Below are 16,901 nucleotides of genomic sequence, written 5' to 3'. Positions count from 1 at the left end.
GGCCCGGACCCGGCCTCAGTGGATGTGCGAGCCGCCGTTCACGTCGAGCTCGGTTCCCGTGCAATAGGCCGAGAGGTCCGAGGCGAGGAAGAGCGCGCAGCCCGCCACGTCGCGTGCCTCGCCCGCGCGGCCGACGGGAATGGCCGCCAGCACCTGGGCTTTCTGCGCGTCCGAGAGCTTGCCCGCGGTGATGTCGGTCGCGATGAAGCCCGGACAGATCGCGTTGACGCGCACCCCGTCGGGGGCCACCTCGCGCGCGACGGCCTTGGTGAGACCGAGGATCCCCGCCTTGGCGGCCGCGTAATGCGGCCCGCCGAAGATGCCGCCGCCCCGCTGCGCCGAGACGGACGAGATGTTGACGATGCTGCCCGTCCCCGCCGCGCGCATGCCCGGAAGGACCGCCTGCGTCATGTAGAGCGTGCCGCGCAGGTTCACGTCGAGCACCGCGTCGTAATTCGCGGGCTCCACGTCCATGATCCTGAGCGGTTCGGTGATGCCCGCATTGTTGACGAGGATGTCGATCCGGCCCCAGCGCCCGGCCAGATCGGCGGCCACGCGCTCGCAGGCGGCCTTGTCGGTGACGTCGCAGGCGAGACCCACGTGATCGCCCCCGAGTTCGGCCGCCGCGGCCTCGGCCGATGCCGCATCGAGATCGAGGATCGCGACCGTCGCCCCGTGTTCCGCGAACATCGCGGCCGTCGCGCGGCCGAGCCCCCTCGCCGAGGCGGCCCCCGTCAAGATCGCGAATTTTCCATCGAGAAGTGCCATTCGTTCCTCCCTCATACCCAGCCGCGGATCCGGTCCACGACCTTGTCCTTCGAGATCCCGTACATGTCGTGCAGCGTCGGCAGCGCGCCCGCCTCGAGGAACCGGTCGGGCAGCGCGATGGAGCGGAAGGTCGGGTGCACGCCCGCCGTCAGCAGCTCGCGCGCGACGGCCTCGCCCAGGCCCCCCATGATGGTGTGGTTCTCGGCCGTCACGACGAGCCGCCCGCCCTTGCGCGCCTCGGCAAGGATCGTTTCGGTATCGAGCGGCTTGATCGTCGGCGTGTGCAGCACGGCCACGTCGATGCCGTCGCGGGCCAGCACCTCGGCCGCGTCGAGCGCGCGCATCGTCATGAAACCGGTCGAGACGACCAGCACGTCTCGGCCCTCGCGGATCATCTGCGCGCGCCCGAGCTCGAATTTGTAATCGGGCTTGTGGCGCGTCAGCACCGAGGGGACCTTGCCGCGCGGCAGGCGGGCATAGACGGGGCCCGGATCGGCGGCGATCTGGGGCACCATGCCCCGCACGTCGTCGGCGTCGCACGGATCGACGATCGTCAGATGCGGCAGACCGCGGAAGATGGCGAGATCCTCGGTCGCCTGATGGCTGGGACCGTAGCCCGTGCTGAGCCCCGGAAGCGCGCAGATCATCTTGACCGGCAGCATCTCCTCGACGATGGCCATGGCGATGAAATCGTAGGCCCGGCGCGAGGCGAAGACGGCATAGGTCGTGGCGAAGGGGATGAATCCCTCGCGCGCGAGCCCGGACGCCGCCGAGAAGAGCACCTGTTCGGCCATGCCCATCTGGTAAAAGCGGTCGGGCATCTCGTTCGCGAAGATGTGCAGGTCGGTATATTTCGAAAGGTCCGCCGAGAGGCCGACGATGCGTTCGTCCTTTTTCGCCGCCTCGACCAGCGCGTGGCCGAAGGGCGCCGCGACGGTGTCGTAGCCCTCGGCGTCGAGCGAGGCGATCATGGCCGAGGTCGCCTGACGTTCCGCCTTGGGAATGACGCGGCGCGGCTCGTACTTGCGCTTGATGGAATCGACGGTCATTGCGGCTTTCCTTCTTCCAGAACGTCGAGCGCCTTTTGCCATTCGTCGGGCTCCACCCGGACGAAATGGGTGATCTCGCGGCTCTCGAGGAAATCGACGCCCTTGCACATCGTGGTGTCGAAGATGACGACGCGCGGCCCGTCGTGATCGGCGCTCCGCGCAGTGTCGAGGGCCGCGACCACCGCCTCCATGTCGTTGCCGTCGACCCGCTGCGCGTGCCAGCCGAAGGCCGCCCATTTCCCCTCCTCCGGCACGCGGGCGAGCGCGTCGGTCACCTTGCCGTCGGCCTGCTGGTCGTTGAAGTCGACGAGGCAGATCAGGTTGTCGAGCTTCCACTGCACGGCCGAGGCCACGGCCTCCCAGGTCGATCCCTCGCCGCATTCGCCGTCGGACATGAGGTTGTAGACGACGGCGTCGCTCTGCTTGCGCTTGAGGCCCATCGCCATGCCGACCGCGATGCCGAGCCCGTGGCCCAGCGATCCGCCCGTGATCTCCATCCCCGGCGTGTAGGAGGCCATGCCCGACATGGGCATCCGGCTGTCGTCCATGCCGTAGGTCTCGAGCTCCTCCTCCGGCAGGATCCCCGCCTCCATCAGCGCGGCATAGAGCGCGATCGCGTAATGGCCGATCGACAGGCAGAACCGGTCGCGATCCTCCCATTCGGGATCGTCCGGCCGGTGGTTCAGAGCGTGAAAATAGCTCGCGGCCAGCACGTCCGCGATGCCGAGCGCCTGACCGATATATCCCTGTCCCTGAACCTCGCCCATGCGGAGCGCCTTGCGGCGGATGTTCCACGCGCGCATCTCAAGTGACATGTTCGGGATCGCGGCCGCGTCCTGCGCGCCTGTCGCCATGGTCTTTCCTCCCTCGACCGACCTTACGTCGAAGCACCTTCATGCGGCGAGGGCGGGATTTCAAGGAAGATGGCGCGCGCGCCCCGTCACCGTTGACGCCCGGCCCTCATCTGCGATTGTCGCGCCGATCGCGCGCATCCGCGCGCCGAGCCCAGCATGAATGAGAGCGTCATGGACGATCTGACCGCCAGCGTCGTGATCCCGAGCTTCAACCGGCCCGACAGGCTTCGCGCCTGTCTCGAGGCGCTGATGGACGATCCCGACGACAGCTTCGACGTGATCGTCGTGGATGACGGCTCGCCCGAGCCGCTCGGGCCCGTCTGCGCGCCGTTCGGGCCGCGCGTCACCTGTCTGCGGCAGGACAATCGCGGACCGGCCGCGGCGCGCAACCGCGGCGTGGCGGAAAGCGGCGGGCGGCTCGTCCTCTTCACCGACGACGATTGCCGCCCGGCGAGGGGCTGGGTGGACGCGATGCGACGGGCGCAGGACGGCGAGGCCGGACGGCTCGTGGGCGGGCGGGTCGTCAACCTGCTGGAGGACGACACCTACGCGGCGGCGAGCCAGTCGCTCTGCGATTTCCTCTACGAGTATTTCGATGCGGCCTCGGGCGAGATGCCGTTCTTCACCTCCAACAACATCGCCTGCGACCGCGCGCATTTCCTGGCCATGGGCGGCTTCGACGAGAGCTTTCCCCTCGCCGCGGCGGAGGATCGCGATTTCGGGCTGCGCTGGCGGGCGGCGGGCGGAACGCTCGTCTTCGCCGAGGATGCGGTGGTGGGGCATGCGCATGCGATGACGCTGCGAAGTTTCCTGCGCCAGCACAGCAATTACGGGCGCGGCGCGCGGCACCTGCATACCGTCATGGACGATCGCGGCGACGCACGGCCGAAATTCGAGCGGCTGAAGTTCTACGGCGATCTCGTGCGGTATCCGCTGGGGCGCGAGGGGCGCGCGCGGGTCGCGCAATCGGCGCTCCTGTTCCTGTCGCAGGCCGCGATGGTGTCGGGATATGCCCGGCAGGCACGCGCTCAGCGCGCGGGGCCCGATCGCTCGAAGAGACGGACCTGAACGTATCCGGCGAGCGCCGCCACAAGATGGAGCGCGTGGTAGGCCACCGAGCGGAGGGCGAGGCCCGGGCCCGCCACCCGCGCGAGATAGGCGAAGAGCCGTGCGTTGAGAGCGAGATAGCCCGCGAAGAGCGCCAGCGCGATCCAGAGCGCGGGCGTCCAGACGATTCCCGCGAGCAGCGCGAACGGCAGTAGCGCCACGAGCGGCGCGGAAAAGCGGCGCGGCCCCGTCAGGTTCAGATCGCCCGTCCCCGTCCGCCCCGAGCGGAGGAGCCGTGTCCACGGCACAGCGCGGCCCCTGCGGTCGGTGCGCATCATGCCGCGGATCGTCCAGTCCTTGAGATGGGTGGCGAGGAGATCGCGGTCGAGCAGGATGCGCCCGCCCGCCGCGCGCATCCTGAGGCCGAGTTCCACGTCCTCGATATCCTCCCAATCGGGATCGAGTCCGCCCGCCGCGTCGAACCCCGCGCGCCTGACCGCGCCGAAGCCGGTCCAGAAGGTCGCGGCCTCGGGGCGCGAGGTCTGATGCACCCAGTGATGCAGGATGTTGCGATACCGGCTGACCGCGCGCTGGCGCGCCGGCGGCGCGGCGTCGTAGGAGCCGAAGATCGCCACGTGATCGGGATGGTCCGCGAAGAAGCGCACGATCCGGTTCCGCGCGCCGGGCGCGATCAGGACATCGGCATCGACGAAGACGACGATGTCCGAGGCCGTCGCGGCGACACCGGCATTGCGCGCACGCGCCGGGCGCAGGGCAGTGTCGTTGCGCAGAACCCGCACGCCCGCCCCGCGCGCGATCTCTCCGGTCCGGTCGCGCGACCCGTCGTCGACGACCAGGATCTCCTCGCGGGTGAAGCCCGAGGCGAGGATCGCGGCGATGCAGTCGCCGATCTCGCCCTCGGCCTGATGGGCGGGCACGACCACGGCGATCGGAGGATCGGACCTCATGTCCGCGTCACCTCGTCGAGTTCGGCGAGGCGGCGCTTCATGTAGTGCATGGTTTCGGCCAGCCCCTCGGCCAGTTCGACCCTCGGGGTCCAGTCCAGAAGATCGCGGGCAAGGGTGATGTCGGGCCGGCGCTGCCGCGGATCGTCGAGTGGCAGGGGACGCTCGGACATCTCGGCCCCGGACCCGGTCAGCGCGATGACCCGCTCGGCCAGTTCGCGCATCGTGAATTCGTGCGGATTGCCGAGATTGACCGGCCCCGTGACCTCGGGCCCCGTTGCCATCAGGGAAACCAGCCCCTCGACCAGATCGTCGACATAGCAGAAGGACCGCGTCTGACGTCCGTCGCCGAAGAGGGTGATGTCCTCGCCCCTGAGCGCCTGGACGAGGAAGTTCGACACCACGCGCCCGTCGGCATGGTGCATGCGCGGCCCGTAGGTATTGAAGATCCGCGCGACCTTGATCTCGACACCGTGCTGGCGGTGATAGTCGAAGAACAGCGTCTCGGCGCAGCGCTTGCCCTCGTCGTAGCAGGATCGCGGCCCGACCGGATTGACGTGGCCCCAGTAGCCCTCGACCTGGGGGTGCACCTCGGGGTCGCCGTAGACCTCGGAGGTCGAGGCCTGCAGCACCTTGCATCCGAGCCGCTTGGCGAGCCCCAGCACGTTGATCGCGCCGTGGACCGAGGTCTTGGTCGTCTGGACGGGATCGTGCTGGTAATGCACCGGCGAGGCCGGGCAGGCGAGATTGTAGATCTCGTCGACCTCGACATAGAGCGGAAAGGTCACGTCGTGGCGCATGAACTCGAATCGCGGGTTGTCGTGCAGATGTTCGATGTTGCGCTTGGTGCCGGTGAAGAGGTTGTCGACGCAGAGAACCTCGTGCCCCTCGCCCAGCAGGCGATCGACGAGATGCGATCCGATGAAGCCCGCCCCCCCGGTGACGAGAATGCGCTTTCGGCTGTCGTAGAGTCGGCTCACGGGGATCTCCCTCGGTGTCGGATGGATCGTCCGGCCGCGTGACGCGACCAGGCGAGAAGCGCGAGCGCCGGCACGACCCAGACCAGCCGCGACTGGTAGCGGTCGACCGGGGCCGAAAGCCCGCCGAAGATCGCCGCGTTGCCGAGGATCCCCGCGAGGCAGACGGCAAGCGCCAGCGCCTCCTCCCTCGTATAGATCCGGGCGAGCGCGAGCCAGAGGGCGAATGCGCAAAGAAGAAAGGTGCCGAGTTTCACGACCGGATCGAAGACCGCGAGGATCGTGAAACTGTCGCGATAGGCGCGCATCTCTTCCTGATCGCCCCTGAGCGCGGGATAGAGATCGTCGGTGCCGACCTCGAAGAGCTGCCGCGTGGCGTTTCCGAGAAGCGCCTCGGCCTGGCGGCCGGGATAGGCCAAGAAGGCATGCCAGAGGATCGCGATCTCCTCGTCGCGGATCGCGGCGAGGCCCTCGGCATCGAGCCCCTGTATGCCCGCATCGGACCAGAGGAACGTCTCCACGTCACCGGGGATCTCGGGCATGAGCCTGCAGATCGCGAGGTCGGCCCCCGCCGGGCAGGCCCCGGAGAGATAGTCGAGCGCGGGTCCGTCGGCGACCGATCGGGCGAGCAGGATCGGCAGGCGCTTCGGGGCAATGCTGGAGCCGCCGCCGCCCGAAACCTGGCTGCCGGCCGAATTGAGCGCGAGGGTCGCGAGGATCGGCAGGACGGCCCAGGCGACATGCCATGCCGCGAGCCGCCCGCGCGCGAGCCTGAGGACAACGACGATGACGGCGAGGCCCGCGGCGAGCGGAATATTGCCGTAATGCGACGAGACCGCGAAGCTTCCCACGGCAAGAAGGAAGACCCGCCAGCCCCAGCCCGCCCGGTCGAGCCGCGTCGCGAGCCCCGCGTAGAAGAGGACGAGCGTCGCGGCGAGAAGGTCGGGCATCGCGTAGGAGGCGTACCAGGGCAGCGTCGTGACGGCGGCGAGGCACATGGCCGACAGAATCATCCAGAGCGGCCGCCGGAGCGTGCCGCGCGGGATCAGCACCATGAGCATCAGGATCGTCATCCAGGTCTGGAGCAATGCCGGGGCGCGCGCCCAGAGGAACGTGCGCGAGGTCACGAAACTCCAGAGCGCGTAGCTGACCGACCGGAGCTGGCCGATTTCCGGGCGCGCCGCGTCATCGCCGACCGAACCGCTCCAGCCGAGCGCGTCCGCGAACCGAGACCACAGCTCGGCCCCGTTGCCGATATAGAGGCCCGTATCGAAGAAGACGATCGGACCGCCGAAGACGAGCATCGGCCAGCAGAGCAGCGCCGACAGGCAGAACGCCGCCGCCGCCGCGCGCCAGGAGAGGATCGTCGCGTCGGCCAGGGCCGGATCGGACCACGATGTGGCGAGGGATCGATGCATCGCGCGCGCGCACTCCTTCCATTGCGGGCGTTCTGCCCCTATAGGGAAGTCTGCACGCTAACCGAACTGCGAACCACCTGCGAGGGCCGATCCCGGTCCCGGATCCGCGAGAATGACGGGGCCAGACCTCTGCATGCCGCGGTGCCGGAAGGACAAGACGTCCGGGACATGTGTCCGCCTCCAAACCGATGTCCGACCGAAAGTCCTTGCCAGTGCCGAACTCATCCCAATCGACCCTTTCCCCGGATGCGCCGATCGTCGTGATCGGCGGCGGTCCGGCCGGCCTGACGGCGGCCTACGAGCTGCAGAAACGCGGGGCGGAGCGGCCGGTCCATGTCTTCGAGGCGGGGCGGATCGTGGGCGGCATCTCGCGCACCGAATCGCATAACGGCTATCGCTTCGATATCGGAGGGCACCGGTTCTTCACCAAGGTGTCCGAGGTCGAGGACATGTGGACCGAGGTGCTGGGCGACGATTTCATCACCGTGCCGCGCACCAGCCGGATCTACTACAAGGGGCGGTATTTCGACTATCCGCTCAAGATCTTCAATGCGCTCGGCAATCTCGGCCCCTACGAGGCGTCGCGGATCGCAATGTCCTACGTGAAGTGGAAGATGCGCCCCCACCGCCGCGAGGAGACCTTCGAGGAATGGGTCATCAACCGCTTTGGCGGGCGGCTCTACATGCATTTCTTCCGCACCTACACCGAGAAGGTCTGGGGCATTCCGCCCGACCAGATCCAGGCCGACTGGGCCGCGCAGAGGATCAAGAACCTCTCGCTGCCGAAGGCGGTCATCAACGCCGTGACCGGGGCCAACGACACCGCCTCGCTGATCGAGAAGTTCCGCTATCCCCGCCTGGGGCCCGGCATGATGTGGGAGCGGGTGAGCGAGATCGTGACCGAGCGCGGCGGCCGCGTCGACATGCAGACCGAGGTCACGGCGATCCACCGCGACGGCATGCGGGTGACGGGTGTGGACGTGCGCCCCTGGACCGAGGAGGGCGGCCCGGGCGAGACGCGGCGGATCGACGGGTCGGATTTCGTCAATTCCATGGCCGTCGACGACCTGATCGCGGCCTTCGATCCGCCGCCGCCCGCCGAGGTGCGCGAGGCCGCCGCCCGGCTCAGATACCGCGACTTCCTGATCGTGACGCTCTGCCTCGATCACGCGGACCCCTTTCCCGACAACTGGATCTACGTCCACAGCTCGGACGTGAAGGTCGGGCGCATCCAGAATTTCCGGGCCTGGTCCAAAGAGATGCTGGCCGATCCCGAGACGGCCTCGATCGGGATGGAGTATTTCTGCCACGAAGGCGACGGGCTCTGGTCGATGGAGGACGACGCGCTGCGCGATCTCGCGGCGCACGAGCTCGAGAAGCTCGGCCTCGCCCCCGCGCAAAGCGTCATCGACTACAAGGTCATCCGCCAGCGCAAGGCCTATCCGGTCTATGACGGTCAGTATCGCGCGGCGCTCGACACGATCACGGAGTGGCTGAAGCAGCTCGAGAATTTCCAGACCGTGGGCCGCAACGGCCAGCACCGCTACAACAACCAGGACCATTCGATGCTGTCGGCGATGCTGGCCGCGCGCAACATCCTGGGCGAGGATCACGACGTCTGGAACGTCAATGTCGAACGCTCGTACCACGAGGATTTCCAGGTTTCGAAGGAGCCGGGAGACGCCCCCCTCGCACCCGAGAAGCCGGGCTTCGCCGGAACCGCCGACCGCCGCTGAGGTCTGCGCCCCGCGCGCGGGGCGACGATAGGGCGCGCGGAAACGCAGTGTTTCGGGGGTTGCACTTCTGCGCGGCCTCCGGTCGTTTGGGGGGGTGACACCCACATCGAAGAATGCGCCCTCACATGACACCCCGCCCCCTGCCCCGGCGCGTCCGCGTCGCGTCGCTCTCGGCCCTCGGCGCGATCGTCGGCGGCACGGCGATCGCCGACACGGCATCGTTCCTCGACCCGCTCGGACCCATCGCGGAATTCCAGCGGGTCGAGCTCATCTGGGCCGCGATCATGATCTTCGTGGCCATCGCGCCCGTCTTCGTGGGCGTGCCTTGGATCATGTGGCGCTATCGCCGGTCGAACCGCAATGCGGGCTATGCGCCCGGATGGGGCCACGACAACAGGCTCGAGGCCGTGATGTGGGGCGTGCCGGTCGTCATCATCATCGCGCTCGGCATCTGGCTTACCCAGGCGACGTTCCGGATCGACCCCTATCGCAAGATCGACATCGAGATGGCCCGGTCCTTCGATTTCGACCTGAGCGGCCCTCCGGTCGCGGTCGAGACCGTCGGCCTCGACTGGAAATGGCTGCATCTCTACCCCGAAGAGGGGATCGCGACGGTCGGGGGCATGGTCATCCCGGTCGATCGCCCCGTATCCATGCGTCTGACCACCGACACGGTGATGCAGAGCTACATGGCACCCGGGCTTGCCGGACAGATCTACGCGATGCCCGGCATGGTGACCGAGCTGAACTTCATCGCGGATCGCGTCGGGCGGTCGATCTCGGGCAACACGCAATATAACGGCCCCGGCTTCGCGCGGCAGCGCGCACAGGTGATCTCGGTCCCCGGGGACGAGTACCTGCTCTGGCTGGCCGAGGCGCGGAACGCCCCGCCGCTCGACGATGCGGCCTATGCGCGCCTCGCGAAAAGCGGCACGCTCGACGATGCGCGCGCCGAGTTCGACCGCCCCGGCGAAGGGCCGCTGATCTTCTCGCTGCCCGACGACCGGCTCTTCACCCGGATCGTCGCGCGCTACACGAGCGGCGAGGCCGTAGCCCACGAGAACCAGCCGGGCAGCCCCTTCTACGACGCGGAAACGGCCCGCCTGCCCGACCTGCCGGCCGCGATGGCCGCGCATGGCCACCACGCGCCCGTCCCCGATGGCGGCATCTGCACCGCACCGGAACCCTACTCCGTCGCCAATCTCGAGGATCTCGCGGAATGAACAGCCTCTTCGGGCGTCTCTCATGGTCCGACCTCACGCTCCTCGATTTCTTCGAGAACCCGAGTGTCGATACCGCCGTCGCATCGACCGCATCGTGGATGGTCGTGATCGGCGCGATCCTCGTGCTGGGCTGGATCACCCTCACGCGCAGCTGGGGCTGGCTCTGGCGCGAGTGGCTGACCACGGTCGATCACAAGAAGATCGGCATCATGTACATGATCCTGGGCTTCGTGATGTTCGCGCGCGGCATCGCCGAGGGCGTCGTGATGCGCACTCATCAGGTGACCGCGCTCAACGGCGGGTTCCTCAGCGACCACCACTGGGCCGAGCTCTTCTCGACCCACGGCACGGTGATGATCTTCTTCGTGGCGATGCCGTTCATCACCGGCTTCATGAACTACCTGATCCCGCTGCAGATCGGCGCGCGGGACATGGCCTTTCCGATGCTGAACCAGATCTCGCTCGGGCTGACGGCGACGGGCGCCGCGCTGGTCATGGCGAGCCTCGTCTTCGGGCCGTTCGAGACCGGCGGCTGGACCGCCTACCCGCCCTTCACGGGCGCGGCCTTCGATCCCGGTCCGGGGCCCGATTACTGGGTCTGGGCGATCGTGATCTCGGGGCTCGGCTCGATGTTCTCGGGGATGAACTTCGCCGTGACGATCTACAAGCTGCGCGCCCCCGGCATGAGCTACATGCACCTGCCGGTCTTCTGCTGGACCGCGCTCTGCACGTCGATCCTGCTGACCTTCGCCATACCGCCGCTGACCGTCGCGGGGCTGATGCAGGGGCTCGACCGCCTGCTGGGGTTCCACTTCTTCACGAACGACCTCGGCGGCAACATGATGAACTACGCCAACCTCTTCTGGATGTTCGGCCATCCCGAGGTCTACATCCTCATCCTGCCCGCCTACGGCATCTATTCCGAGCTCACCTCCACCTTCGCGGCCAAGCGGCTCTACGGCTACACCTCGCTCGTCTGGGCCACCATGTCGATCGCGGTCATCAGCTTCTGCGTCTGGCTGCACCACTTCTTCACCATGGGCCAGTCGCCCACGATCAACGCGGCCTTCGGGATCGCGACAGCGATCATCGCGGTGCCGACCGGTGTGAAGGTCTATGTCTGGATGGCGACGCTCTGGCGGGGGCGGATCCGGTTCACCACGCCCATGGTCTACATGGCGGGGTTCTTCATCCTTTTCACGATCGGCGGCTTCTCGGGGATCATCCTCGCCAATCCGGCGATCAACTATCAGGTGCACAACACCCAGTTCATCGTGGCGCATTTCCACAACGTGCTGCTGCCGGGGCTGCTCTTCGCGATCTTCGCGGGCATCCACATCTGGTTCCCCAAGGCCTACGGCTTCCGGCTCGAGGAGAGCTGGGGCAAGGTCACGGCGATCCTGTGGATCGCGGGCTTCTCGATGACGTTCCTGCCGCTCTACGTCGTGGGGCTCATGGGGTATCCGCGCCGCTCTTCCGCGTTCGAGGACCCGGCCTTCATGCCCTACATGATCGTGTCGGTCATCGGGGCGTTCACCCTGTTGGTGGCGTTCGCGGGGCTGGTCGGCACGATCTGGGTCTCGGTGCGCAACCGCGACAGGCTGGCCGTGCCGCTGGGCGATCCGTGGGACGGGCGCACGCTGGAATGGGCGACGCCCGCGCCGCCGCCGCACTGGAACTTTGCCGTCATCCCCGAGGTCAACGCGCGCGACGCCTTCGCCATCGAGAAGGTCGAGGGCCGGCCCTATGTCGTGCCGGACCGGTACCGTGACATCCACCTGCCGCCCAACACGATGGCGGGCTTCATGTGCTTTCTCGCCACGACCGGTTTTGGCTTTGCCATGACCTGGTGGATCTGGTGGCTCGCCATCGTGTCGGCGCTGGCCGTCCTCGTCTGGCTGATCGTCCATTCGCTGCGCGATCACCCGCATGTGGTGATCCCCGCGCGCGAGGTGCACCGGTCGAACCAGGCCTGGGTCGAGGCCATCGACCTCGCCACGCCCGTCACCCGCGACGACGAGAGTAACGAGCGCAACCGCGGCTATGCCGCCACCGACATGGCGGAGGCGACATGAGCAACGCCAAATCCCTCAACGTCCACCCGGGCATGAACCTCGGCTACGGCGAGGGCGAGCACGAGGCGGAGGTCAAGGTCTTCGGGTTCTGGGTCTTCCTGATGAGTGACCTCGTCACCTTCGGGCTGGTCTTCGCCATCTTCGGCACGATGACGGGCGCGACCGCCGGGGGGCCCGGCCCGCACGACGTCACGAACCTGACGAGCGTGTCGATCCAGACGGCCCTGCTGCTCGGCTCCTCCTTCGCGTTCAGCTGGGCGAGCCTGTCGATGAAGTACCATGAGGGGCGCTGGCGCACCCTCTTCTATCTGAGCTTCGCGGCGACATCGGCACTGGGCTTCCTGATCGTCGAGGGGCTCGACTTCATGCACTGGATCGAGATCGGCGCGGTGCCGCAGCGCTCGGGCTATCTCAGCGCGCTCTGGGCGCTGGTGGGCCTGCACGGGCTTCACGTCGCGGCGGGCCTGCTCTGGGTCGGCGCGATGACGGCGCAGATCCTGATCTTCGGGCTGACCGACACGGTCAAGTCGCGCGTCACGCGGCTCGGGCTCTACTGGCACTTCCTCGACATCGTCTGGGTCGGAATCTTTTCCATGGTCTTTCTCGCGGGGATCGCATGAAGAAAACGGTCAAGCATTTCACGCGCAGCCTCACCGAGGAGGAAAGCGAGGAGCGCAGCTTCTATTCGCTGGGCCTCGTCCTATCCATCCTGCTGACGGTCCTGTCGTTCACGGCAGTGATGACAGGCCTTTTGCCGCGGGCCTGGGTGATCCCGGTGATCATCCTGCTCGCGCTCGCGCAGATCCTCGTCCATCTGCGCATCTTCCTGCATATCGACCTCAGCCGGCAGAAGCGCGAAGACCTGCTGATGCTGCTCTTCACCATTCTGCTGCTTGCCATCATGGCATTCGGAACGCTCTGGATCATGTCGAACCTGCATGACCGAATGATGTGACACCCGCGCCGCCGCCGGCAGGACGTCGAAGAAAATTCGGAACCCAACCGGGGGGTTCCGCATCAACCTGATAGCAAGTTCGTGAGGACCAGCCAGGGGGGTGGCAGATGCAGTTGACGAGACGGGCCTTTCTCGCGGGGGTGTCGACCTTCGCGCTGACGGCCGCTTCGGCCGCGCGGGAATACCGCGGCGGCATTCCGTGGGAGCCTGGCAAGGCGGTGCCGCCGCCTGTCTACGATCCCGAACAGACATTCCTGACATCGGAAGAGCGCGCCTTCGTCACCGCGGCGGTCGACCGGCTGATCCCCGCGGACGAATATCCCTCGGCCTCCGAGCTCGGCGTCGTGGACTTCATCGACCACCAGCTTGCCGGTCCCTTCGGACGCGGCGACATCTACTACATGGAGGGGCCGTTCCGCGACGGCCTTCCGACGCAGGGCTACCAGGCGCAGGCCCCGGCCCTTCTCTATCGGCAGGCGATCGCCGACATCCGCGACGGGCTCGCCGCCGCCGGCCAGCCCGATTTCATCGAGCTTCCCGACGACGAGAAGGACACCCTGCTCACCCGCCTGTCCAAGGGCGAGGGCGAACTTTCCCATACCGACGGAAAGACCTTCTTCGACACGCTCTGGCAGAACACGCAGGAAGGCTATTTCGGCGACCCGGTCTATGGCGGCAACCGCAATATGGAGGCATGGCGCATGATCAACTTCCCCGGCGCACGCTACGATTACCGCCCCTGGATCGACCATGGCGGCGAGGCGGTGATCCTCGACCCCGTTTCCGTCGGCGGGAGGATGGTGCCATGACCACGATCCTTCCCCGCCGCGACGTGGTGATCGTGGGCTTCGGCTGGACCGGGGCCATCGTCGCCGAGCAACTGACGCAGGAGGGTCTCGACGTGCTCGCGCTCGAACGCGGGCACTGGCGCGACACCTCGACCGACTACGCCGTCAACAACGCGCAGGACGAGGTCCGCTATCGCTATCGCGACGAGCTGTTCGAGGATCTCAGCCGCGAGACGCTGACCTTCCGCAACCAGTCCAACCAGGAGGCGCTGCCGATGCGGATGCTGGGCTCGTTCCTGCCCGGCACGAATGTCGGCGGGTCGGGCGTGCACTGGAACGGCCAGACCTGGCGCTTTCTTCCGACGGATTTCCAGGCCCGCAGCCATAACGAGGAACGCTACGGCGCGGATGCGATCGACGAGGAACTGACGATCCAGGACTGGGGCGTCACCTACGAGGAACTCGAGCCGCATTACGACACGTTCGACAAACTCTGCGGCATCGCGGGCCAGGCCGGCAATCTCGGCGGCGAGATCCAGCAGGGCGGCAATCCGTTCGAGGGGCCGCGCTCCTCGCCCTATCCGAACCCGCCAATGGACATGGTCGCGGCCCCGCTGCGCTTTGCCGATGCGGCGCGCGAGCTGGGCTACCAGCCCTTTCCGGGCCCCTCGGCCAATATGAGCCGGGCCTACACGAACCCGCTCGGCGTGTCGCTGGCCCCCTGCTCCTATTGCGGCTTCTGCGAGAAATACGCCTGCGGCAACTACTCCAAGGCCACCGCCGCCACGACGATCCTGCCCGCGCTGATGCGGCGCGAGAACTTCACGCTCAAGACCGGGGCGATGGTCCTCCGGGTCGAGACGCGCGGCGGACGGGCCACGGGCGTCACCTACGTCACCCCCGAGGGCGACGAGTTCTTCCAGCCCGCCGACATGGTCTTCCTCTGCGCCTACATCACGCACAACGTGAACCTGCTGATGCAGTCTGGGATCGGCGAGATCTACGACCCCCGGACGGGCGAGGGCCAGGTCGGGCGCAACTACGCCTACCAGACGATGTCGGGCGCCAACGTCTTCTACGACGACGACTTCTCGGTGAACCCCTTCGTGGGGGCCGGTGCGCTGGGGCAGTGCATCGACGAGTTCAACGGCGACAATTTCGACCACGAGGGTCTGGGCTTCATCGGCGGCGGCTACATCGCGCAATGGCAGACCAACGGCCGCCCGATCGAGCATCACCCCGTGCCGTCGGACACGCCGACCTTCGGGCTCGGCTGGAAACAGGCGGTGCGCGCGAATTACAACCACACGATCGGCATCGGCGCGCATGGCGCATCGCATTCGCGGCGCGGCAATCATCTCGACCTCGATCCGACCTATCGCGACGCCTATGGTCGGCCGCTGATGCGCCTGACCTTCGACTTCTCGCGCAACGACATCGCCATGTCGGCCTATCTGACCGACCGGGTCGAGGAGATCGCGCGCGCCATGGGCGGCAACCGCGTCGACGTGAGCCCCCTCAAGGTGCCCTACGACATCAAGCCCTACCAGACGACGCACAACACGGGCGGGCACATCATGGGCGACAGTCCCGACAACAGCGTGACCAACAAGTTCAACCAGAGCTGGGACGTGTCGAACCTGTTCCTGATGGGGGCCGGCAACTTCCCGCAGAACCCGGGCTACAATCCCACGGGCACGGTCGCGGCGCTGGCCTATCACTCGCTGGCCGAGATCAGGCGCAGCTATCTCCAGAACCCCGGACCGCTGGTGCAGGCATGAGACATTCCCTCCTCCCGCTGATCCTTTTTGCGGCGCTGCCCGCGCTGCCCGCGGCCGCGCAGGACCAGAACACCTATTCGACGGTCGAACGCGGCCTCTATCTCACCCGCATGGGCGATTGCGAGGCCTGCCACACCGTCGAGGGCGAGGGCCGGATGGCCGGGGGCTTCGGACTTCCGACGCCATTCGGCACGATCTATTCGGCGAACCTGACCCCCGACGAGGCGACGGGCATCGGCAGCTGGTCGGCCGACGCGTTCTACCGCGCGATGAACGAGGGGATCGGCCACGACGGCAAGAGGCTCTATCCGGCCTTCCCCTACACCAACTTCACGATCGTCACGCGCGAGGACAGCGATGCGATCTTTTCCTATCTCCAGACGATCGAGCCGGTGCGCAACCGCGTCCCCGAGCCCGACATCCCCTTCCCGCTCGACATCCGCACCGCGATGCGCGGCTGGAACCTGCTCTTCTTCGACGAGCGCGACTTCGACCCCGACCCGCAGAAGTCCGAACTCTGGAATCGCGGGAAATACGTGGTCGAGGGCCTCGCCCATTGCTCGGCCTGTCATTCCCCGCGCAATCCGCTCGGGGCCCAGCGCGGCGGCGATGCGAGCTATACCGGGGGCCATGCCGAGGGCTGGTACGCCCCGAGCCTGCGCGACGGCGACGCGCACGAGGGGATCGGCGAATGGTCCGAGGAGGATCTCGCCACCTACCTCAAGACCGGACGCAACGGGCGCACCGCCGCGATCGGTCCGATGGCCGAGGTGGTCGAGAAATCGACGCAATATCTCGACGACGAGGACATCGCCGCCATCGCCGCCTACATCAAGGACCTTCCCTTCGAGGATGGCGAACCCGAGGAGGTCGAGCCCGTCAGGGAAACCGATCCCGCAATGATCGCGGGGGCCGAGATCTACGCCACGCAATGCGCGGCCTGTCACGGCATGGAGGGCGAGGGCGTCGAGAACATCTTCGGCGGCATCGCCGGGTCCTCGCTGACGCAGGCCGACGATCCGACCACGGTCGTCCACATCATCCTGCGCGGCGCGCGGGCGGCGGTGACGGACGCCTATCCGACGCCCCATGCCATGCCCGCCTTCGACTGGAAGCTCACCGACGAGGAGGTGGCCCAGGTCACGACCTTCGTGCGCAACGCCTTCGGCAACGCGGCACCGGCCATCACGTCGAACCGCGTCGGCGAGATCCGCGAGGCGGAATAGGCGGCGGCGGCCCTGAACTGACCCTCGCGTTCCGGGCAG

Annotated in this window: 15 protein-coding genes; 9 read left to right on the top strand and 6 right to left on the bottom strand. The window is 67.3% G+C overall.

Features of this window, described 5'->3' with window-relative positions; translation table 11 throughout:
- Positions 1 to 15: 15 nt before the first annotated feature.
- The 3 genes from RVY76_RS02200 to RVY76_RS02190 are packed head-to-tail and all read right to left on the bottom strand — an operon-like array spanning position 16 to position 2,671.
- Positions 16 to 768, bottom strand: a complete 753-nt coding sequence (locus RVY76_RS02200; protein WP_317375531.1) for an SDR family NAD(P)-dependent oxidoreductase — start codon at positions 766 to 768, stop codon at positions 16 to 18.
- Positions 769 to 779: 11 nt separating this feature from the next.
- Positions 780 to 1,817: a transketolase family protein gene (locus tag RVY76_RS02195; protein ID WP_317375530.1), complete on the bottom strand. Its 1,038-nt coding sequence runs from the start codon at positions 1,815 to 1,817 to the stop codon at positions 780 to 782.
- On the bottom strand, positions 1,814 to 2,671 hold the full coding sequence (locus RVY76_RS02190; RefSeq protein WP_317375529.1) for a transketolase: 858 nt from the start codon (positions 2,669 to 2,671) through the stop codon (positions 1,814 to 1,816). Before RVY76_RS02190 ends, RVY76_RS02195 begins: the two co-directional genes overlap by 4 nt.
- A 171-nt stretch (positions 2,672 to 2,842) precedes the next feature.
- On the opposite strand from RVY76_RS02190, the gene RVY76_RS02185 reads away from it, so the two are divergent.
- Positions 2,843 to 3,739: a glycosyltransferase family 2 protein gene (locus RVY76_RS02185; protein ID WP_317375527.1), complete on the top strand. Its 897-nt coding sequence runs from the start codon at positions 2,843 to 2,845 to the stop codon at positions 3,737 to 3,739.
- On the opposite strand, the gene RVY76_RS02180 is transcribed toward RVY76_RS02185, so the two are convergent.
- From RVY76_RS02180 to RVY76_RS02170, 3 genes are read right to left on the bottom strand one after another with little or no spacing between them, the layout of a single operon-like run.
- Positions 3,700 to 4,686 carry a glycosyltransferase family 2 protein gene (locus RVY76_RS02180; protein ID WP_317375526.1) on the bottom strand — a complete coding sequence of 329 codons (987 nt, stop codon included), beginning with the start codon at positions 4,684 to 4,686 and terminating at the stop codon, positions 3,700 to 3,702. The genes RVY76_RS02185 and RVY76_RS02180 overlap by 40 nt on opposite strands.
- Positions 4,683 to 5,663, bottom strand: a complete 981-nt coding sequence (locus RVY76_RS02175; RefSeq protein WP_317375525.1) for a UDP-glucuronic acid decarboxylase family protein — start codon at positions 5,661 to 5,663, stop codon at positions 4,683 to 4,685. Before RVY76_RS02175 ends, RVY76_RS02180 begins: the two co-directional genes overlap by 4 nt.
- Positions 5,660 to 7,078, bottom strand: coding sequence for a hypothetical protein (locus RVY76_RS02170; RefSeq protein WP_317375523.1), 1,419 nt, complete (start codon positions 7,076 to 7,078; stop codon positions 5,660 to 5,662). The genes RVY76_RS02175 and RVY76_RS02170 overlap by 4 nt, the downstream gene beginning before the upstream one ends.
- A 212-nt stretch (positions 7,079 to 7,290) precedes the next feature.
- On the opposite strand from RVY76_RS02170, the gene RVY76_RS02165 reads away from it, so the two are divergent.
- The 8 genes from RVY76_RS02165 to RVY76_RS02130 all read left to right on the top strand — a co-directional run bounded on the left by RVY76_RS02165 (position 7,291) and on the right by RVY76_RS02130 (position 16,862).
- Complete coding sequence (locus tag RVY76_RS02165) at positions 7,291 to 8,814, top strand: NAD(P)/FAD-dependent oxidoreductase (RefSeq protein WP_317375521.1); 1,524 nt, start codon at positions 7,291 to 7,293, stop codon at positions 8,812 to 8,814.
- Between the two features lie 125 nt (positions 8,815 to 8,939).
- A complete protein-coding gene (locus RVY76_RS02160) occupies positions 8,940 to 10,037 on the top strand; it encodes a cytochrome ubiquinol oxidase subunit II (RefSeq protein WP_317375520.1) in 1,098 nt (365 codons plus the stop codon).
- Positions 10,034 to 12,112 carry a cbb3-type cytochrome c oxidase subunit I gene (locus RVY76_RS02155; protein ID WP_317375518.1) on the top strand — a complete coding sequence of 693 codons (2,079 nt, stop codon included), beginning with the start codon at positions 10,034 to 10,036 and terminating at the stop codon, positions 12,110 to 12,112. The genes RVY76_RS02160 and RVY76_RS02155 overlap by 4 nt, the downstream gene beginning before the upstream one ends.
- On the top strand, positions 12,109 to 12,732 hold the full coding sequence (locus tag RVY76_RS02150; protein ID WP_317375516.1) for a cytochrome c oxidase subunit 3: 624 nt from the start codon (positions 12,109 to 12,111) through the stop codon (positions 12,730 to 12,732). The genes RVY76_RS02155 and RVY76_RS02150 overlap by 4 nt, the downstream gene beginning before the upstream one ends.
- Positions 12,729 to 13,067 (top strand): cytochrome o ubiquinol oxidase subunit IV, encoded by a 339-nt coding sequence (cyoD, locus tag RVY76_RS02145; protein WP_317375515.1) that lies wholly within the window; start codon positions 12,729 to 12,731, stop codon positions 13,065 to 13,067. The genes RVY76_RS02150 and cyoD overlap by 4 nt, the downstream gene beginning before the upstream one ends.
- Positions 13,068 to 13,174: 107 nt before the next feature.
- Positions 13,175 to 13,876: a gluconate 2-dehydrogenase subunit 3 family protein gene (locus tag RVY76_RS02140; RefSeq protein WP_317375514.1), complete on the top strand. Its 702-nt coding sequence runs from the start codon at positions 13,175 to 13,177 to the stop codon at positions 13,874 to 13,876.
- Positions 13,873 to 15,636: a GMC family oxidoreductase gene (locus RVY76_RS02135; RefSeq protein WP_317375512.1), complete on the top strand. Its 1,764-nt coding sequence runs from the start codon at positions 13,873 to 13,875 to the stop codon at positions 15,634 to 15,636. Before RVY76_RS02140 ends, RVY76_RS02135 begins: the two co-directional genes overlap by 4 nt.
- Positions 15,633 to 16,862, top strand: coding sequence for a cytochrome c (locus tag RVY76_RS02130; protein WP_317375510.1), 1,230 nt, complete (start codon positions 15,633 to 15,635; stop codon positions 16,860 to 16,862). Before RVY76_RS02135 ends, RVY76_RS02130 begins: the two co-directional genes overlap by 4 nt.
- The last annotated feature ends 39 nt before the right edge of the window (positions 16,863 to 16,901 follow it).

Source organism: Palleronia sp. LCG004, assembly GCF_032931615.1.
GTDB lineage: Bacteria > Pseudomonadota > Alphaproteobacteria > Rhodobacterales > Rhodobacteraceae > Palleronia.
The sequence above is the reverse complement of the archived record's forward strand: the minus strand, read 5'-3'. Positions and strand labels throughout refer to the sequence as shown.

Bases quoted from the DNA above. Each gene is read 5' to 3' on its own strand.
- RVY76_RS02170 (WP_317375523.1), bottom strand. From the start codon at position 7,078: ATGCATCGATCCCTCGCCACATCGTGGTCCGATCCGGCCCTGGCCGAC.
- RVY76_RS02130 (WP_317375510.1), top strand. From the start codon at position 15,633: ATGAGACATTCCCTCCTCCCGCTGATCCTTTTTGCGGCGCTGCCCGCG.
- RVY76_RS02200 (WP_317375531.1), bottom strand. From the start codon at position 768: ATGGCACTTCTCGATGGAAAATTCGCGATCTTGACGGGGGCCGCCTCG.
- RVY76_RS02155 (WP_317375518.1), top strand. From the start codon at position 10,034: ATGAACAGCCTCTTCGGGCGTCTCTCATGGTCCGACCTCACGCTCCTC.
- RVY76_RS02190 (WP_317375529.1), bottom strand. From the start codon at position 2,671: ATGGCGACAGGCGCGCAGGACGCGGCCGCGATCCCGAACATGTCACTT.
- RVY76_RS02150 (WP_317375516.1), top strand. From the start codon at position 12,109: ATGAGCAACGCCAAATCCCTCAACGTCCACCCGGGCATGAACCTCGGC.
- RVY76_RS02195 (WP_317375530.1), bottom strand. From the start codon at position 1,817: ATGACCGTCGATTCCATCAAGCGCAAGTACGAGCCGCGCCGCGTCATT.
- RVY76_RS02185 (WP_317375527.1), top strand. From the start codon at position 2,843: ATGGACGATCTGACCGCCAGCGTCGTGATCCCGAGCTTCAACCGGCCC.
- RVY76_RS02135 (WP_317375512.1), top strand. From the start codon at position 13,873: ATGACCACGATCCTTCCCCGCCGCGACGTGGTGATCGTGGGCTTCGGC.
- cyoD (WP_317375515.1), top strand. From the start codon at position 12,729: ATGAAGAAAACGGTCAAGCATTTCACGCGCAGCCTCACCGAGGAGGAA.
- RVY76_RS02160 (WP_317375520.1), top strand. From the start codon at position 8,940: ATGACACCCCGCCCCCTGCCCCGGCGCGTCCGCGTCGCGTCGCTCTCG.
- RVY76_RS02140 (WP_317375514.1), top strand. From the start codon at position 13,175: ATGCAGTTGACGAGACGGGCCTTTCTCGCGGGGGTGTCGACCTTCGCG.
- RVY76_RS02180 (WP_317375526.1), bottom strand. From the start codon at position 4,686: ATGAGGTCCGATCCTCCGATCGCCGTGGTCGTGCCCGCCCATCAGGCC.